Annotated in this window: 14 protein-coding genes; 6 read left to right on the top strand and 8 right to left on the bottom strand. The window is 62.3% G+C overall.

Features of this window, described 5'->3' with window-relative positions; all coding sequences use genetic code 11:
* Together AC1Y2B_RS03400 and AC1Y2B_RS03395 are read right to left on the bottom strand one after the other, a co-directional pair.
* Positions 1–254: transposase (locus AC1Y2B_RS03400; RefSeq protein WP_482251648.1), on the bottom strand; the 254-nt coding region annotated here is incomplete at its 3' end.
* Between the two features lie 193 nt (positions 255–447).
* On the bottom strand, positions 448–2871 hold the full coding sequence (locus tag AC1Y2B_RS03395) for a GcvT family protein (protein WP_482251647.1): 2424 nt from the start codon (positions 2869–2871) through the stop codon (positions 448–450).
* Positions 2872–3038: 167 nt separating this feature from the next.
* Between AC1Y2B_RS03395 and pdxR the strand changes: the two genes are divergently transcribed.
* Complete coding sequence (pdxR, locus tag AC1Y2B_RS03390) at positions 3039–4505, top strand: MocR-like pyridoxine biosynthesis transcription factor PdxR (protein WP_482251646.1); 1467 nt, start codon at positions 3039–3041, stop codon at positions 4503–4505.
* Positions 4506–4570: 65 nt separating this feature from the next.
* Here pdxR and AC1Y2B_RS03385 read toward each other — a convergent pair whose 3' ends face one another.
* The 4 genes from AC1Y2B_RS03385 to AC1Y2B_RS03370 all read right to left on the bottom strand — a co-directional run bounded on the left by AC1Y2B_RS03385 (position 4571) and on the right by AC1Y2B_RS03370 (position 9377).
* Positions 4571–7015, bottom strand: a complete 2445-nt coding sequence (locus tag AC1Y2B_RS03385; RefSeq protein WP_482251645.1) for a GcvT family protein — start codon at positions 7013–7015, stop codon at positions 4571–4573.
* On the bottom strand, positions 7012–8319 hold the full coding sequence (locus AC1Y2B_RS03380; protein ID WP_482251644.1) for an aspartate aminotransferase family protein: 1308 nt from the start codon (positions 8317–8319) through the stop codon (positions 7012–7014). Before AC1Y2B_RS03380 ends, AC1Y2B_RS03385 begins: the two co-directional genes overlap by 4 nt.
* Complete coding sequence (locus AC1Y2B_RS03375) at positions 8316–8480, bottom strand: hypothetical protein (RefSeq protein ID WP_482251643.1); 165 nt, start codon at positions 8478–8480, stop codon at positions 8316–8318. Before AC1Y2B_RS03375 ends, AC1Y2B_RS03380 begins: the two co-directional genes overlap by 4 nt.
* 339 nt (positions 8481–8819) lie before the next feature.
* Entirely contained in the window at positions 8820–9377 is a 558-nt protein-coding gene (locus AC1Y2B_RS03370) for a TetR/AcrR family transcriptional regulator (protein WP_482251642.1), read from the bottom strand.
* Positions 9378–9480: 103 nt separating this feature from the next.
* Here AC1Y2B_RS03370 and AC1Y2B_RS03365 point away from each other — a divergent pair, with 103 nt between their 5' ends.
* From AC1Y2B_RS03365 to AC1Y2B_RS03355, 3 genes are read left to right on the top strand one after another with little or no spacing between them, the layout of a single operon-like run.
* A complete protein-coding gene (locus AC1Y2B_RS03365; RefSeq protein ID WP_482251641.1) occupies positions 9481–9660 on the top strand; it encodes a hypothetical protein in 180 nt (59 codons plus the stop codon).
* Positions 9609–10772: an NmrA family NAD(P)-binding protein gene (locus AC1Y2B_RS03360; protein WP_482251640.1), complete on the top strand. Its 1164-nt coding sequence runs from the start codon at positions 9609–9611 to the stop codon at positions 10770–10772. The genes AC1Y2B_RS03365 and AC1Y2B_RS03360 overlap by 52 nt, the downstream gene beginning before the upstream one ends.
* A 44-nt stretch (positions 10773–10816) precedes the next feature.
* On the top strand, positions 10817–11647 hold the full coding sequence (locus AC1Y2B_RS03355) for a class I SAM-dependent methyltransferase (RefSeq protein WP_482251639.1): 831 nt from the start codon (positions 10817–10819) through the stop codon (positions 11645–11647).
* Positions 11648–11893: 246 nt separating this feature from the next.
* On the opposite strand, the gene AC1Y2B_RS03350 is transcribed toward AC1Y2B_RS03355, so the two are convergent.
* Together AC1Y2B_RS03350 and AC1Y2B_RS03345 are read right to left on the bottom strand one after the other, a co-directional pair.
* On the bottom strand, positions 11894–15580 hold the full coding sequence (locus tag AC1Y2B_RS03350) for a vitamin B12-dependent ribonucleotide reductase (RefSeq protein ID WP_482251638.1): 3687 nt from the start codon (positions 15578–15580) through the stop codon (positions 11894–11896).
* Between the two features lie 410 nt (positions 15581–15990).
* Positions 15991–16872 (bottom strand): DMT family transporter, encoded by an 882-nt coding sequence (locus AC1Y2B_RS03345; RefSeq protein ID WP_482251637.1) that lies wholly within the window; start codon positions 16870–16872, stop codon positions 15991–15993.
* Between the two features lie 118 nt (positions 16873–16990).
* On the opposite strand from AC1Y2B_RS03345, the gene AC1Y2B_RS03340 reads away from it, so the two are divergent.
* On the top strand, positions 16991–17398 hold the full coding sequence (locus AC1Y2B_RS03340; protein ID WP_482251636.1) for a Fur family transcriptional regulator: 408 nt from the start codon (positions 16991–16993) through the stop codon (positions 17396–17398).
* The gene (locus AC1Y2B_RS03335; protein ID WP_482251635.1) at positions 17395–18297 is read left to right on the top strand and encodes a DMT family transporter; all 903 of its coding nucleotides are present in this window, start codon (positions 17395–17397) and stop codon (positions 18295–18297) included. Before AC1Y2B_RS03340 ends, AC1Y2B_RS03335 begins: the two co-directional genes overlap by 4 nt.
* Positions 18298–18305 lie beyond the last annotated feature (8 nt).

Raw genomic sequence — 18305 nt, 5'->3', positions numbered from 1 at the left:
CCCAGCAGGTCTTTCAGGACCACGTTGTCGAGCATGACATCCGCCACCAGGCGCTTCAGCTTGGCGTTCTCCTTCTCAAGCTGCTTCAGGCGTTTGGTGTCCGACAGGTCCATCCCGCCATACTTGGCCTTCAGCTTGGAGAACGTCGCCGGGCTGAGGCCATGCTTGCGGCACAGCTCAGCCGTCGGCAAGCCAGCCTCCTGCTCTTTGATCATCCCGATAATCTGCGCCTCGGTGAAACGACCTTTCCTCATCTCATCTGCTCCTTCAGGTTGGGCAGACGCTACATCAGACTGAGGGAACTTCCGGGGGCCAAGTCACCTGTTGTGCGCAATCTTTGACCGCCGTCACGTCTTTTTCCGTTGCAAGACGTATCAACTCATCTGTCCCGCCGATGCGCGCCATGACCATAACTCTGAAGGGTTGCAAACTGAAAGCTTCCCACTTTCATTTCGCGTCGGACTTGACGCGGCTGTTGTCGGCGTCGAAGGGGGCGCAATGCAGCGTGCGTGCGGGATAGTCGCGACCCAAGATGGTGACCCACAAGGTGTCCGGAGGCCTGGCCATCCGCAGATAGGCCAGCGCCAAGGTTGCCCCAGTTCGGAACCCATGGCCACCCGACGTCACGATCCCGACGGGCTGCCCGTCCACCAGCACGGGGTGACCGAAGAACGGTGAGGTGTCGGTGCCCGCGATCTGGATCAACGCCAAGCACCAACGGTCGTCGCGGGTACGGCGGTCACACAGCGCGGCCTTGCCGGGGAAATCCCGGCCCTCGGTGCGGACCATGGTTGACAGGCCTGCCTCATCTGGTGTGCGTTCTGTCGTCAGATCGCTGCCCCAGCCGCGATAGCCCTTTTCAAGCCGCATTGAATTAACGGCAAAGGCCCCCAGAAGCGTCAGCCCCAGATCGCTGCCCGCCGCTTCGATGGCCAGAAACACTGCAGCGGTATCGCGGGCGGGAATATGCAGTTCCCACCCCAGTTCCCCGATGTAGGACAGACGCAGCGCATGCACGCCAACCCCTGCGACGGTCAGGGCGCGTGCGGAAAGCCAAGGGAAGGCGGCATTTGACAGATCCGCCGCCGTCAACCGCGCCAGCAGGGTCCGAGCCCGCGGCCCCATCACCGCGATGACCCCGAAGCCGTCGGTCACATTGCGCAGCGTCACCTCCAAGCCCTGCGCATGGCGGCGCAAAAGATCATGGTCGATTTCTTCAGCAGCGGCGGCGCTGGTCAGGTAGGCCATCGTTTCCGACAACATGGTGACGGTAAATTCCGATTGCACGCCCCCAGCCGGTGTCAGGGCATAGGTCAAGGTGATGCGTCCGGGGCGCGGACAGGCATTGCTTCCCAAGGTCTCCACAAAGCGGCGCGCGTCAGGCCCGGAGACTTCAAATTTGGACAAGATCGACATGTCACAAACCCCGATCGCAGTTGTGGTGGCTGTCACCTCGCGTGCGACATGGGCTGTCCAGTCGGGCTGACCAAAACCAGGAACCGAGACATCTCCGGCTTGGTCGGAAAACCAGTTTGGCCGTTCCCAGCCATGCGCCACCCCCATCACCGCACCACGGTCCAAGAGCAGATCATGCAACGGCGTCATGCGGCGGTCGCGCGCGGCGGGCCGTTCTTCATGCGGGTAATGGATCCCGAATTGCAGCCCGTAAGCCTCGACCGCTTTTTCCACGCGGTAGCCGCGGTCGGCCCAAGCCCCAAAGCGGCGGCTGTCGACGGCATTTGCATCCATGGGCGGCGCGCCATGCGTCATCCAATGGGCAAGGAACCAACCAGCACCGCCGCCCTCCATCACGCCCATCGACGAGCCAGTCAGCAGCCAGGCGTTGTCGAGGCCAAAGGCCGGACCGATCAGGGGATTGGCGTCCGGGGTATAGGTGATCGGCCCGTTGACCACGGTCTTGATGCCGCCTGTGCCAAGGGCCGGGATACGCGCCATTGCCGCCTCGATGATGGGCGCGATGCGGTCCAGATCGGGGGGAAGCAGTTCTGCCCCGAATTCGGGCGGAACGCCGTCGATCGACCAAGGTGAGGCGGACCGTTCATAGGGACCAAGGATCAATCCGTCACGCTCTTGCCGCACGTACCAGCTTTCCTCGGGGTCGCGGATGATGGGCAGTTCCGGCAGACCGGCGGCAGTGCGGTCTGCAACCTCGGCAATGGTATCGGTGACAAGATATTGATGCAGCATTGGCACGGATGGGATGTTCAACCCTATCATCCGCCCGATCTCCCAGCCCCAAGTGCCTGCAGCGTTCACCACATGCCGGGTGCGGATCACCCCCTCGGCGGTTTCGACCAGCCAACGGTCTGCGTCGCGCGTGATCGACAGGACCGGAGTGTTGCGACGGATCGTACCGCCATTGCGGCGGGCGACCTTGGCCATGGCATGCGTGGCCAGCGATGGGTCCACATGCCCGTCGTCCGGTTCGTAAATTCCGCCGATCAGCCCATCGATCTGCGCCAAGGGGTGCAGTACCGAAATCTCTTCGGGGGTGATCACGCGCAGGTCAAACCCCGTAAACCGCGACAAGCCCGCCACATGGGCAAATTCGGCCATCCGGTCGGCGCTGCGGGTGACGCGCATCGCGCCACAGCGGTGAAAGCCGCAAGTGTCGCCCGATTCCTCCGGCAAGATGTCGCGGTACATCCGCACTGATGTGGCGCGCATCATCTGGATTGTGGGATTGTGCGAGAAGTGCGTGCAAAGCCCCGCTGCATGCCATGTGGAGCCATGCGTCAGGTCATTCTTCTCAACAAGCACTGCATCGGTCCAGCCCAGCTTCGTCAGATGATACAGCAGTGACACACCCATCGCCCCGCCGCCAATGATGACAACCTGTGCTTCGTCCATCTGTCGAACTCCCAATCGGCCAAACCGGTGCCGCATCCATCCAGACGGCACCGGGAGCTGCATTGAAAGGGACAGATGGTGGATATGTTTGTGACAGATGCACCTTATGCGCTTGCCATGGGGGGGGCCGAGATTAAACGTGGAAGGAATGGCAAAAGGGAGGAGCGATGATGACTGCGACAATGCCGGTGTTCCGATTGCCGCGCGGGTCTCGGCTCACCTTGCGCGACCAGATCTGCGAGGTGGTCAGCTCTGCCATAGCGCGCTCGGCCCTGCCTCCGGACTTGGCCCTGCCGTCCTGCCGAGAGCTGGCCCAGCAGCTTGGCGTATCGCGCAACACCGTGTTTGCAGCCTTCAGTCGGCTGGTCGATCTTGGGCTGATCGAGGCGCGCGATCGGTCCGGTTACTACATCTCCAAAACCGAAGCTGGCGTCGCTGCGCCGGCTGACGGTGGCGGTAACCGCGATATCGCCCCCTCTCCCATGCCTGCGATGGAAGTGTTGCCCTCCGCGCTGCGGCGGGTGCGCCATCCTGCCGACTGGCAGACGTATCCTTATCCCTTTGTTTACAATCAAACCGACTCGAAGTTTTTTCCCATTGATGCGTGGCGGGAATGTTCACGGCTGGCCCATGGCCGCAAGACCGTGTCCGACTGGACGCGGGATTCGATCGAGGATGACAGCCTGCATCTGATCGAACAGTTGCGGCAGCGGTTGTTGACCTACCGCGGGATCGCTGCGGATGAAGAAGAGGTGATGATCACCTTGGGCGCGCAAAACGCGCTGTGCATCATTGGTCTGTTGTTGCGGCCTCAGGCGGGCGTGGTTGCCATGGAGGACCCCGGCTTTCCGGATGCGCGCAATGCCTTTGCCCTGACGGGAAACCAGATGGCGCCGGTGCGGGTTGATCAAAGGGGGCTGGTGGTTGACGACCTGCCGCCAGACTGCAAGTTGGCCTATGTGACACCCAGCCACCAGTTTCCGACCTCGATCACCATGACGCTGGAGCGACGGCTTGCCCTGTTGCGCGCAGCGTCCCAGCGGCGGTTTCTGATCCTTGAAGATGATTACGAAGCTGAAATGGAAAGTGCCGGGCGTCCGTCGCCCACCTTGCGCGCGATCGATACCGAGGGGCGGGTGATCTACGTCGGCAGCATGTCCAAGACCCTGTCGCCGGGTCTGCGCCTTGGTTTCATTGTGGCGCATCGCACCATAATCCGCGAGGCCCGGGCGATCCGCCGGGCCATGCTGCGGCACGCGCCGACCCTCTTGCAGGAAACCTTGGCGCTGTTCTTGCAGCTTGGGTATTACGACACCCATTTGCGTAAGCTGGTTCGGCGCAGGCAAGACCGCTGGCTGCGGATGGACACAGCACTTCGGGCGCATTTGCCCGGATTTGACGTGCAATCCAGCGGCGGCACCTCGTTTTGGCTGACCGGCAAGCCGGAGTTTGACGCCACCGTATTTTGCCAGAACCTGCTGAAGCGCGGGGTCATCGTCGATGACGGGCGCACGTTTTACATGCAGGGCGATCAGGGTCGATCCTTCCGACTGGCCACGGCCATGGTGGACGGCCCGCAGATCGACGAGGGCGTGCGGTTGATCGGTGCCGAGGCCGCCATCGCGGCCCCCTGATCTTTCTTGGCACCCCAAGCATGGAACCACGGCAGCACTGTATCCCGCCCCGGATGGCTTCCTGCTTAAAGCCGACTCCGTTCGGGGTCGTAGAACGGGGCAAACTGCACCCGTGCCGCGTGGCGATGGCAGGCAATCTCAACCTCCCACTGGCCGTCCCGCAGCCATTCGGCGGTTACGGGATGCGACGCCGCCACATATCCCATCGCCAGCGACAGATCGACTCGGTGGCCCCAAGCCCCCGAGGTGACAGAGCCGACGATCACGCCGTCGCGCAGGATGGGTTCTTCGTGGTACATCAGCGGTGCATCCTCGCCCGTCGTGGCCAGTGCAAGGTTGATCATCCTTTTGCACGGCGCGCCCATTGCCTTCTGGTCAAGGACAGCCCTTCGCCCGATGAAGGAAGGCTTTGCCATCGCCACGGCGAAGCCAAGGCCCGCCTCGGCCGGAGTATCCTCGTCGCCAATATCGTGGCCCCAATGGCGATACCCCTTTTCGATACGGCAGTTGTTCCAGGTGTGGAACCCGGCTGGCGTCAGCCCGTGATCCGCTCCGGCCTTCCACAGCGCGTCAAACACATGCAGGGCGAACTCAGCGGGGATGTAGATCTCATACCCCAACTCGCCCACATAGGTGATGCGGCTTGCGCGGACGCGGGCGTAGCCCAACTCGATTTCACGCGAGCTGCCGAAGGGGAAGGCGGCGTCCGACAGGTCTTCTCCGCTGACCTCCTCCAGCAAGGCGCGCGACTTCGGCCCCATCAGCGCCAGCATCGGCAAGCCCGAGGTGATGTCGGTCGCGATGCACAGGGCTTCCGGCGGGATATGGCGGCGCAGCCACGCGAGGTCGCGGGTCTGACCGCCCGCGCCCGTCACCACCATGAAGCTGGTGGTGTCCAGCCGGGTGACGGTGACGTCCGCCTCGATCCCGCCGCGCTCGTTCAGCCATTGGGTATAGACGATCCGCCCCGGTGCGACGTCAATCTGATTGGCGCAGATGTGGTTCAGAACGGCCAGACTGTCGCGGCCCTGCACCAGAAACTTGGCATAGGACGACAGGTCAAAGAGGGCGCAATCCTTGGCCATGGATTTCGCCTCATGCTCGGCATTCGGCCACCAGTTTTGTCGACCGTAAGAATACTCATAGTCGGGCGTCTGGCCCTTGAGGGCGAACCAGTTCGGGCGTTCCCAACCAAGGAATTCGCCGAAGACTGCGCCCAGATCGGCGAGCCGGTCGTGGAACGGCGACTTGCGGACGTGGCGGGCGGTCTGGTGCTGGCGATAGGGCCAATGCATTGCGTAGACGAGGCCGACCGTCTCGCGGCTGCGGTCGGCCAGGTAGCGGCGGTTGGATTGGAACGGGTGGATGCGGCGGATGTCCATGCCGTTCACGTCCACCGGAGGATGACCGTCGCGAATCCATTGCGACAGGACCAGCCCGGCCCCGCCCGACGACATGATGCCTATCGAGTTGAAGCCAGCCGCCACGAACAGGTTTTGCACTTCGGGCACCTCGCCCAGGTAATACCGCCCGTCAGGGGTGAAGCTCTCCGGCCCGTTGAAGAACAGCGAGATGCCTGCGGTTTCCAGCATCGGCATCCGTTTCACGGCGGATTCGAGAATGGGGACGAAATGGTCAACATCCTCGGGCAAGGTGACGAAGGCATGGTCATCGGCCACACCGGGCTGGCCCCAGGGTTTGGCAACAGGTTCAAACGCACCAATCAGCAACTTGCCCGCATCTTCCTTGTAGTAGGCGTATTCGTCGAACACTCGTACGAAGGGCATGTCGCGTGGCAGGTCCGGCAGCGGTTCCGTCACAGCATAGAAATGCTCCACCGCGTGCAGAGGGATATGAACACCCACGCTGCGCGCCAGTTGCTGTGACCACATGCCAGCCGCGATGACCAGTTTGTCGCAACGGATCGTTCCGGCATCGGTTTCCACCCCCACGGCGCGGCCGCCTTCGACCATAATCCGCCGCACGGTGACGCCTTCGCGCAGGCGCACCCCGGCCTTTCGCGCGCCCGCTGCATAGGCTTGCGTCAGGTCGGTGGGGTTGATCGTGCCATCCTTGGGCAGGAAAATGCCGCCCACAACGCCGTCCATCGCAAAATGCGGCAAGCGGCTGGCCACATCGCCCTTTGACAGCAGGTCCACCTGCAGCCCGAAGTTGCGCCCCATCGAAGCGCCGCGCCGCAACTCCTCCATCCGGGCTTCGGTCAGGGCGATGGAGATGGCCCCATTCTGCCGAAATCCGGTGGCCTGACCGGTCTCTGCCTCCAGCCCGGCGAAAAGCTCGGCCGAATATTGCGCCAGCTCCGTCAAGTTCCGGCTTTGCCGCAACTGGCCGACCAGACCGGCCGCGTGCCACGTCGTGCCGCTGGTCAGTCGGTGACGCTCCAGCAGCACGGTGTCGGTAACGCCGATCTTGCCAAGATGATAGGCGATAGAGGTACCAATCACCCCGCCACCGATGATGACCACGTCGGCATGTTGGGGCAGTGTCATGCCTTGGCCATGGCAAAGGCGCGCTCCAGCGCTTCGACGATCTGCGGCACATCGGACATCTGCACACAAAGCGGCGGGGTCATGCGCAGCACGTTCTTGAAGGTGCCGGATTTGGACATGATCAGCCCGGCGTTGCGGGTTTCCTCGAATATGCGGGCGGTCGCTTCGGGATCGGGTTCTCGTGTCTGGCGATCTTTGACCATCTCCATCGCCATCATGAAGCCCTTGCCCCGCACGTTTCCGATCACTGGGTAACGCTGCATCAGGTCTTCCATGTGGGACTTCAGCACCGCCCCAACACGGGCGGCGTTGGCGATCATATCATCGTCGCGGATCACCTGCAGCACGGCGCGGCCGGCGGCACAAGCCATCGGGTTGGCGCCGTAGGTGTGGAAGATGAACTTCTGCGCCATGTGTTCGGCCACCTCGCGCCGTGCCACGACAGCGCCCAAGGGAATGCCGTTGCCGATGCCCTTGGCCATGACGACGATATCGGGCACCACGCCATGCGCCTCAAACCCCCACATCGCCTCGCCGGTCTTGCCGAAGCCCGATTGCACCTCGTCCACGATCAGCAACCCGCCGCAGGCCCGCACCCGTTCGGCGGCGCCTTTGATGTAACCGTCAGGCAGGACAACGATCCCGCCATAGCCCTGCACCGGTTCAAGGATCATCCCCGCCAGATGGCCCGAGGTGGTATAGGCGATCGTGCGGTCCAGATCATCGAGATAGGCCTGCATGTTGTCGCCAAAGATGCCGCGATAGGTGTTGGGTTCGGCAGCAAAGCTGATGTTGGACAAAAGCCCGGTGTTGTGGCGGAAATTGCGCACCCCCGTCACCGATTGCGCGCCATAGGTGGCCCCGTGATAGGCATTGCGCAGGGCGATCACATCCTGATTGCGCGTAGCGATACGCGCCATCATCAAGGCCAGATCAATCGCCTCGGTGCCCGAGTTGGTGAAATGCACCACCCAGTCATGGCCCTTGGGCATGGTCGCCGCCAATTCCTCGGCCAGAAGGGCGGGCACCGGATGGTGGAACATCGTGGTGCAATGGGTCAGCTGTTCGACCTGCGCCTTCACAGCCTCGACCACCTTCGGATGCGAATGCCCGACCGAGATGCACAGGTTCATACCCAGAAGGTCGGTCAAGCGGTTGCCGTCCTCGTCCCAGACATGCTGCATGAAACCGCGCTTGATGATCAGCGGGTTCTGATAGGGCACAAAGGCGCGCTGCGTGGCCGCAAAATAGGTGTCGCGCTTGGCCAGAATGGTGTCGCGCGACCAGTCGATGGTGTCCGTCATGCTTCGTCCTTTCGCGTTGCCTGCGTATCGGCTCTTTCGGGGATCGCATCCGACTTGGCCTTGTACTTTGCCGCCTGCTTGCGACGGAATGCGTCATCGGCACCGGTCACGTCGAGCCAGTCAATCAGGCGCTCGCGGCGCGCAATCAGAAATCGTAGCATCGGCGCTCTCCACAGGCATGTGCACCACTTGGGTCATGGTCCTGTCAAATGGGAAGGGACAGATTGCCGGAAAATGCGGGACAGTTGGCGGGGCGCAAGCAAACGACACGCTGTCTGCGTTTTCCTTGCCCACTTTGGCAGGCAAGCTTCAGGACGCTCTGGTGGAACTGCCGGCCGAATGGCTTTCGTGAAACCTCATATCCTTCTTGCCGTCGCTGGCTGAAGCAAATGGCGTAGCCCAATCGGACCCTTTGCCTGTTCGTCGGTGGCGGTGCCTTTTCTGGGCGCGATTCAAGTCTCTCGCTCGGCCCATGATCCACATGTTCCGGAAACGTATCCTCAAGCGCCCGGTCGAACCGCTTTCAGTACTGTCCCGGCCGTCTCGGGGTCGCTGCCACGCGCGATCATCAGGGCGCCTGCGGCCATGCAGAAGGTCTGCGTTGCCTTCTGCAGCCGATCTTCCGGCGATCCATCCAGTGTGGCTGCGAGGCTTTCGATCATTTTTCTGACGCCAGTTCCAAAGACCTGCCGCACCGACCCGGTGCTGCGCAGGGCGTCGCCGGACAGGGCCGCCACGGGGCATCCGCCGCCAACATCCCCGACCATCCTTGGCGAGAGATAATGGGACATGAACTGCGGCAGCGCTTCGGCCCGGGGCGTCTGCACAAATCCGTCCTGCATCATGTCAAGCATGTCGGCGAAAGCATCCTCCAAGGCCGCGATCAACAGCGATTCCTTTGAGTCGAAGTGGCGATAAAAGCCGCCATGAGTTTTGTCCGCCGCCTTCATCACATCGCCGACGCTGGTGCTTTCGATGCCGCGTTCGCGGAACAGATGCGATGCGGCCTTGATAACCGTCTGATGAGTCTCGGCTTTAACCTCTCGCGATTGGCGCATCGAACCTCTCCAACGTCTTGCCATTTCAGTTTAGGTGATGATTGACATCTTAGCAATGCGACAATAAGATGATGTACATAATCTTAAATACGGAATCCTGGCCATGAAAACTGCACCCCTGTCACTCTGGAACAGGCTGATCGCTCTCTTTACGGCGCTCGATGCCATTTTGGAGGCGGCCCATGGATCGGTCGAAGGGCGAGTCTCCGGCCTGGAAGCACGGCTGGCGGCATGGGACGCCGGCTCAAATCACATCCCCAAAGAACAGCAGGAGCAGTCATGATGGTCATGCCCAAAATTCTTTTGACCGGCGCGACCGGCGGTGTTGGCGGACCGCTTGCGGCCGAACTTATGGCCAAGGGTCATCCGGTCCGCGCCATGGTGCGGCAACGCGATGCACGCAGCCAGAGGTTGGAAAAACTGGGGGTCGAGGTTGTCACGGGCGACCTTTATGACCCGGATCAAGTGTTAGATGCCCTGAAGGGTACGCAACGCGCCTTCTACCTGCCGCCGATCCGGCCCTATATGATCCAAAGCGCCGTTGCCTTTGCCGTCGCCTCCCGGGAGGCCAAGCTGGAACATATCGTCCAGATGAGCCAATGGACCTCGCATCGCGCCCATCCCGCCTTGATGACACGGCAGACCTGGCTCGTGGATCAAAGCTTTGCGATGATCCCAGGCGTAGCGCATACCATCTTCAACCCCGGCATGTTCGCCCACAACTTCCTGCGCACCATCGACATGGCAGCATTGATGGGTATCTATCCCGTGCTGTCCGGCGATGGCCGTGCAGCGCCTGTGTCAAACGAGGACATGGCACGTGTTGCAGCTGTGCTTCTATCTGAAGGCCCACAGCGCCACGCCGGCAAAAGCTACCGTCCGACGGGTCCGAGGTTGATGGACGCCCGCGACATGGCGGCGATCGTTGCCAAAGTGGTGGGGCACGGGGTCAGACCGGTCAACCTGCCGATCTGGATGATGGGCAAGGTTGCCCGGCAACAAGGCATCGACCCCTATGAAATCAGCGCATTTCGGTTCTACATGCAGGATATGCGTCAGGGTACCTTCGAATTCGAGGGCGGCGTGACCGACGTGGTCGAGGAATTGACGGGTACCTCAGCAGAAAGCTTCGAGACGACGGCCCGGCGTTACGCGGCCATGCCGTTCGCCAAGCAGAGCTTGGGCAACCGCCTCAAGGCCTTTGTCAGCTTCAATGCGACACTGTTCTACCGCGGGTACAACTTCGACAATTGGGATCGCCAGATGGCATTGCCGGTTGCGCAGAACCCGTCCATTTCGATCGAAGATGCGATGTGGCGCAAGGGACACGGGGCCCAGATGGCGGGACGAAGCGGCGTAGCTGCGCCAGAACGGCGCGAATACTCGGCGGCTTGATCCGTCCACCCTCCCCACAGATTCAGCCAAAAGGAATGCATCCGATGGACACACATGCTCAAACCCCCGACCCGTTCTTGCAATTCAAATCCGCTCAGCGCGAGGTTTGGGAAGACTTCGCCCTCAACGAAGGGGCCACGACACAACCGGCAGCGGATCTTGTCAAGTTTGCCGGGGTACAACCCGCGCAGACTGTGCTTGACGTAGGCTGTGGCTCCGGTGTGGTCGCGGTCACCGCAGCGCGACTCGGGGCGAAGGTCAGTGGATTGGACCTAACGCCCGCGCTGCTTGCCCGTGCCCGAGAACACGCCCTGATCGCGAAACTCGACATCACGTTTACCGAAGGAGACGCTGAAGCCCTGCCCTATGCCGACCGTACCTTCGACGTCGTGCTCAGCCAGTTCGGGCACATCTTTGCGCCGCGTCCGGATGTGGCGCTGGCAGAAATGCTGCGAGTGCTGAAGCCTGGTGGGCGCATCGCCTTCTCGACCTGGCCGCCCGAACATGGCACGGGTCAGATGTTTGCAATGCTGGGGAAGTACATGCCCCAACCGCCCGTCGGCGCCCCCACCCCAGCGCCCCCGGTGCTTTGGGGGGATGCGAACATAGTCCGCGCAAGGCTTGGCGATGCGGTCACTGATGTCAGGTTCGGGCGCGGCGTCATGGTGTCTCCGGCGCTAAGCCCAGAGCATGTGCTGGCGTTCATGGAAACCTCCTTCGGGCCCCTGAAGCGCCTTGTTGCCGGGCTTTCGGGTCAGTCCGACAAGCTCGCCCAGTTGCGAGCGGAGGCGGGGGAACTGATCAGCCGATCCTTCTCGGCCAACGCCATGCATCAGGACTTTTTGATGACTCGTGCCGTCAAGCGGGAAACCTGAGATGTCGCTTAGATGGCCGCTTTGGGGTGCGCCGCTTCGCAGCATGTGGCGATGACGACCGGCAGCTTTGGGCCGTCTCTGACTTTTCTGCTTCCGTTGCTTTTAAAGAAAATGCCTGCGCGCTTCGCTTGCGCAGGCATTTTTTCGTCATTTTATGCTTCGGGACACGCTTTGCCCCCACTTGGGACGATAGTGCCCCGATTTGGGAGCATCATTGCCCCTACCTACAACAACCGTCGTCGCGCTTCAGCTGCAGCCGCTCGTGCCGCCGCAGGTGTTGCACTTCATGCAGGTGCCGTTGCGCACCAGCGTGTAGTTGCCGCACTCGCCGCAGGGGTCGCCCTCGTAGCCTTGCATCTTGGCTTTGGTGCGCTGATCCATGCTGACGGTGCCAGAGGCCAGCGCCGTGGCACCAGTGGTGCGGGTGCTTTCCGGGATCAGCATCTGCAAGGCGCTTGCCGTGTCGCCGGCCAGCCCCATGCCGGTGAAGCCGGTCATGCCCATGCCACCCTGCATCACCACCAGATCCTGCGGCACGCGCTTGCGCAGATAGCCGGTCGAAGAGATCTGCTTGATCACCTCAAGGCCCCGGGTCGCCGCCGAGTCAGAGACCTCCGAGATGTTGCGCTTGCCCTCGTCATCGCCGCGGCCCAGATCGTCGAAGCTATGGCCCGTGGGTTTGACATGCGCGAGGTCTGTGCGGTCCAGGTAGCTGATCGCCAGTTCGCGGAAGATGTAGTCCAGGATCGACGTGGCGTTCTTGACCGAGTCGTTGCCCTGCACCATGCCGGCCGGTTCAAAGCGGGTGAAGGTGAAGGCCTCCACATACTCTTCCAAGGGCACGCCATATTGCAGCCCGACAGAGATCGCGATGGCGAAGTTGTTCATCATGGCGCGGAAGCCCGCACCTTCCTTGTGCATGTCGATGAAAATCTCGCCCAGACGCCCGTCGCCATATTCGCCGGTCCGAAGATAGACCTTGTGGCCGCCGACGATGGCCTTTTGCGTGTAGCCCTTGCGACGTTCCGGCAGCTTTTCGCGGTTGGTGCGGATGATTTCCTTGATGATGATCTTCTCGACGATCTTCTCGGCAATCACCGCCGCCTTTTCCTGATTGGAGCCGGAGGTCAGGATTTCTTCGGCTTCCTCATCATCCTCGATCAGCGCCGAGGCCAGCGGTTGGCTCAACTTCGACCCGTCACGGTACAGCGCGTTGGCCTTGATCCCCAAGCTGTGCGACAGTTCATAGGCCGCCAAAGTCTCGGCAATGGTGGCCGAGTTCGGCATGTTGATCGTCTTGGAAATCGCCCCCGAGATGAAGGACTGCGCCGCGGCCATCATGTAGATGTGGCTTTCCACCGACAGATACCGCTTGCCCTTCTTGCCGCAGGGATTGGCGCAATCGAAGACGTTGTAGTGGTGCTGTTTCAGGAACGGCGCACCTTCCAGCGTCATTGTCCCGCAGACGTGGTCGTTGCAGGCGTCGATCTGCGCCTTGGTGAAGCCAAGGTGGCGCAGAAGATCAAAGGTCGGGTCCGACAGCTTGTCCACCGGAATACCCAAGGTGCCCTTGCAGAAATCCTCGCCCAGCGTCCACTGGTTGAAGACGAAGCGGATGTCGAAGGCGGTCGGCAAGGCAGCTTCGATCTTTTCAATCTCACGCGCACCGAAGCCATGCCCCACCAGCGACGTGTGGTTGATTGCTGGCGCCTGCGCGATGGAGCCGTGGCCGACCGCATAGGCCACCATCTCGGCAATTTGATGGCTCGGATACCCAAGGGTCTCCAACGCGCCCGGAACCGACTGGTTGATGATCTTGAAGTAGCCGCCCCCGGCCAGCTTCTTGAACTTGACCAAGGCGAAGTCCGGCTCGATGCCGGTGGTGTCGCAGTCCATCACCAGACCGATGGTGCCGGTTGGCGCAATCACCGTGGTCTGGGCATTGCGGAAGCCATGCGCCTCGCCCAAGGCCAAAGCCTCGTCCCAAGCCGATTTGGCCAAGGCAACCAGCGTCTGGTCAGGGCAGTTGCGGTGATCCAGTGTGACCGGATCGACGTTCAGCCCTTCATAGGCCCCCGTGCCATGCGCCGCCGCCCGGTGGTTGCGGATCACGCGCAGCATATGCTGGGCATTGCGTTGATAGGACGGGAAAGCGCCCAGTTCCTTGGCCATCTCGGCCGAGGTCGCATAGGAAATCCCGGTCATCAGCGCGGTCAAGGCCCCACACAGCGCCCGGCCTTCCTTGGAGTCGTAGCCAAGCCCCATGTTCATCAGCAAACCACCGATGTTGGCATAGCCAAGTCCAAGGGTCCGGAAGTCATAGGACAGTTGCGCGATTTCCTTGGACGGAAACTGCGCCATCATCACCGAGATTTCCAGCGTGATCGTCCACAGACGCGTCGCGTGGATATAGGCTTCCGCGTCAAACTTGGCGTTCTTCTGGAAGGTCAGCAGGTTCATCGAGGCGAGGTTGCAGGCCGTATCGTCAAGGAACATGTATTCCGAGCAGGGGTTCGATCCGCGGATCGGGCCATCCTCCGGGCAGGTGTGCCAGGCGTTGACGGTGTCATGGAACTGGATGCCCGGGTCGGCGCAGGCCCAGGCGGCGTGGCCGATCTGGTCCCAAAGCTCACGGGCGGAAATCGTCTTGGCGACCTTGCCATCCGTGCGGCGGATCAGTTCCCAAGGCAAGTCTTCCTTGACCGCGCGCAGGAAAGCGTCCGTCACGCGGACCGAGTTGTTCGAGTTCTGACCCGACACTGTCATGTAGGCTTCCGAATCCCAGTCTGTGTCGTAGGTCGGGAATTCAATGCTCGTGAAGCCCTGCTTGGCATATTGCAGGATGCGGAAGGTGTAGGTGTCCGGGATCATCGCCTTCTTGGCGGCCTTGATCGCGGCCTTCAGCGCAGGGTTCTTTGCCGGATCGACCGAGTCCTCGGATGAACCGTCCCAAGTCCGGATCGCCGTGAAAATCTCGTTCAGCCGCGCTTCGTGCGACTTGGAGCCTGCGACCAGCGAAGCCACCTTCTGCTCTTCGATCACCTTCCAGTTGATGAAGGCTTCCACATCAGGGTGATCCATATCGCAGATCACCATCTTGGCCGCGCGACGCGTGGTGCCACCCGACTTGATCGCCCCCGCCGCCCGGTCCCCGATCTTCAGGAACCCCATCAGGCCCGACGACTTACCGCCGCCCGACAGCTTCTCCCCCTCGCCACGCAGGCTGGAGAAGTTGGTGCCGGTGCCCGAGCCATACTTGAACAGACGCGCCTCACGGACCCACAGGTCCATGATGCCGCCGTCACCCACCAGATCATCGCGCACCGACTGGATGAAGCAGGCATGCGGCTGCGGGTGTTCATAGGCGGACTCGGACTTGGTCAGCACCTTAGATTGATAATCGACGTAGTAATGGCCCTGCGACGGCCCATCGATGCCGTAAGCCCAGTGCAGCCCGGTGTTGAACCACTGCGGGCTGTTCGGCGCTGCCATCTGACGGGCCAGCATGAAGCGCATCTCGTCGTGATAGGCCTTGGCATCAGCTTCGGTGGTGAAATAGCCACCCTTCCAACCCCAGTATGTCCATGCCCCCGCCAGCCGGTCAAACACCTGCTTGGCCGAGGTTTCACCGACATAGCGCTTGTCAGAGGGCAACTGCTCCAGCGCCTCGACATCCGGCACATGGCGCCACAAGAAGCGCGGCACGCCCTTCTCAGAGACACGCTTGGTCACCGCCGGAATCCCGGCCTTGCGGAAATACTTCTGGGCGAGCACGTCGGCCGCGACCTGGCTCCAGCCCTCGGGGACCTCTACGGCTTCGTTGCGAAAGACAATCTTGCCATCGGGATTGCGGATCTCGGATGTGGTCAATTGAAACGCCAAAGCGCCATAGGCACCGGTGTCCGCCGTCGTGAATTTCCGCTCGATCTTCATGTGCCCCATCGCTCCTTGTTTTTTACGTCCCAAGGCAAGGTCACACCAAAACAGTCGCGCTCCATCCCCGGGCGCGTCCCTCTTCCATGAGGATTTCCGTTCAGCTTGTCCTGTCCCCGTCGGCGCACATCCTGTTTCCCGGCTTGGCCCCGACCCCTGCAAACTGACACCAGAGTTGGGGGCCAGCAACGGAAATTTTACATTTCCACCCTATATTTTGTGCTTGACGCTAAAGGCGTGTCTAGGTGTGGCGTTTTTGCAGTGCGGCATCGGCCTGTGGACAAAGAGGTGGATGAAACCGCGCAGGCTGTGGACACTTGGCTGAATTGCCAAGCGGGGGGCCTATTTGGCAGCAAAGGATAAGTTTGCGTGCGAAGATCACCGCGCAAGGCGGCGTTGATTCTGGCCCGTCACCTCGCCCTGCGGTTGATGAGGATAATCCCCACCGACACAAGCGCCGCCGCCCCGACGAGCGTGAAGGACAGCGACTCACCAAAGACCACATGGCCCAGAAGAATCGACAGGATCGGCGTCAGGAAGGAAAATGACGCCACGGTCGAGGCCGGATAGACCGACAGCAGCCACAGCCAGGTGATAAAGCCCCCCGCGACCACGATCCCGGCCTGAAACAGCAGCCAGACCCCGTCCATCGGGCTGACGTCCCGGATCAGCGGGCCGAAGAATGGCGCCACGGCCAGCAGAATCGGGGCCGACACCAGAACCATCCAGAACAGCTGCGCCTCTGGCCCTGCGTCGCGCAGGCGTGTGGTGCGCGCGATCATCGCGGTCCCCGCCCAGCCCCAAGCCGCGATCAGCGCGCAGAAATCGCCCAGCCAGCTGACCTGCCCCGACCCGCCGCGTGAGGTGATGGCCCAAGCGGTGCCCGCAAAGGCCAAGGTCAGGCCCAGGGCCTTGATCGGTGTGGCGCGCTCGCCGGGCAGGAAAAAATGCGCGGCAATCCCCATCCAGACCGGCATCGAATACATGATCAGCGCCGAATGCCCGACCGAGGTCAGATCGAGCGCGGTGAACAGGCCAAGGAACTCCACCGCAAAGACCGTGCCGATCAGCAGGCCCGGCCCCAGATCGGCCCATTTGATCCGGCCCAGAAGCCCGCGATACCACAACCAGCCGCCGACAAACACCACCGCCAGGGCCGAGCGTGCGCCCGCAAAGAACACCGGTTGCAGGCCCTTGTCGGCCAGCTTGATCACGATCTGGTTGAGCGCCAGAACCCCCGCAACCGCCAAAAGCGTGGCAATCCCCACCCCGTCCAACCTGTCCTTGCGCATCGCAGCCCCCATTTTGCGCCGCCACCCTTTCGCCGCCCGACCGCGATGGTCAAGCCATCAAACCTCTGGCAGGATCAGGCACTATGAAATAAAGCCATTGCGAACATCAGGAGCCGCCATGGCCGACATCATCACCCGCAGCGTGGCCAAGGGCCTGCGCATGACCGACCAGCGCCGCATCGTGGCCCGCGTGGTGGGCGAGGCGGAAGATCACCCCGATGTCGAGGAACTCCACGCCCGCGCCCTCAAGCTGGACCCGCGCATCTCGCTGGCCACCGTCTACCGCACGGTGAAGCTGTTCGAAGAGGCGGGCCTTCTGGACCGGCACGAATTCGGCGACGGCCGGGCGCGCTATGAAGATGCCGAACGTGACCACCACGACCACCTGATCGACGTGAACTCGGGTCAGGTCATCGAATTCGTCGACCCCGAGATTGAAGCCTTGCAAGAAAGGATCGCCGCCCGTCTGGGCTATCGGCTGATCGGCCACCGGCTGGAACTTCTGGGCGTACCGTCGAAAAAATGACCGCAGCCAACAACTTGCGCGGCATCCTTCTGATGGTGGCCTCGATGGCCGCCTTCGCGCTGGAGGATATGTTCATCAAATTCGCAGCCAAGGGCCTGCCAACCGGAGAGATCGTGCTGATCTCGGGCATCTTCGGCGTGCCCTTCTTCGGCTGGCTGGCGGCACGCTCCGGGCGCAGCATCTTCGTGCGCGGCGCCCTGCACCCCGCCGTCCTCTTGCGCGCTGCGGGCGAGATGGTCGGCACCCTCGCCTATATCACCGCACTTGCCTCAGTCCCCTTGCCCACCGTCTCGGCGGTCCTGCAGGTCATGCCCCTCGCGGTGACCTTGGGCGCCGCCTTGTTCCTGAAAGCCCCGGTCGGCTGGCGGCGCTGGACCGCCATCGCCGTGGGCCTTGCTGGCGTCCTGCTGGTGATCCGCCCCGGCTTTGACGGCTTCCGCCCCGCAGCCCTGTGGGTGCTGATCACCGTGGCAGGCCTCGCCGCCCGCGATCTGGCGACACGGGTCATCCCGCCGCATTACAGCGACGCGCAAATCTCGGCCTGGGGCCTGATGGCGGTGACCGCCCTTGGCGCCGGCATGATGATCGTCACCGGCCAGCACACCATGCCCGACGGCTGGCAATCCGCCGGCCTCGCCGCCATGGTCGTGGTCGGCGCCATCGGCTACTGGGCGATCACCGCCGCCAGCCGGACCGGAGAGGTCTCGGTCGTGGCGCCCTTCCGCTACACCCGCCTGGTCTTTGCCATCCTTATCGGCTTCAGCGTCTTTGGCGAACCCATCGACCTCTTCACCGCTCTGGGCGCCACCCTGATCATCGGTTCCGGCCTGTACTCCTTCGCCCGCGAACGCGCCCGCACCCGCAGCCTGACCCGGATGACCGCCCCAGCGGCGTCTTAGGCCGCTCA

It is taken from the genome of Stagnihabitans sp., assembly GCF_964946895.1.
Note: the sequence above shows the minus strand (reverse complement) of the source record. Positions and strands in the feature narration are given on the sequence as shown.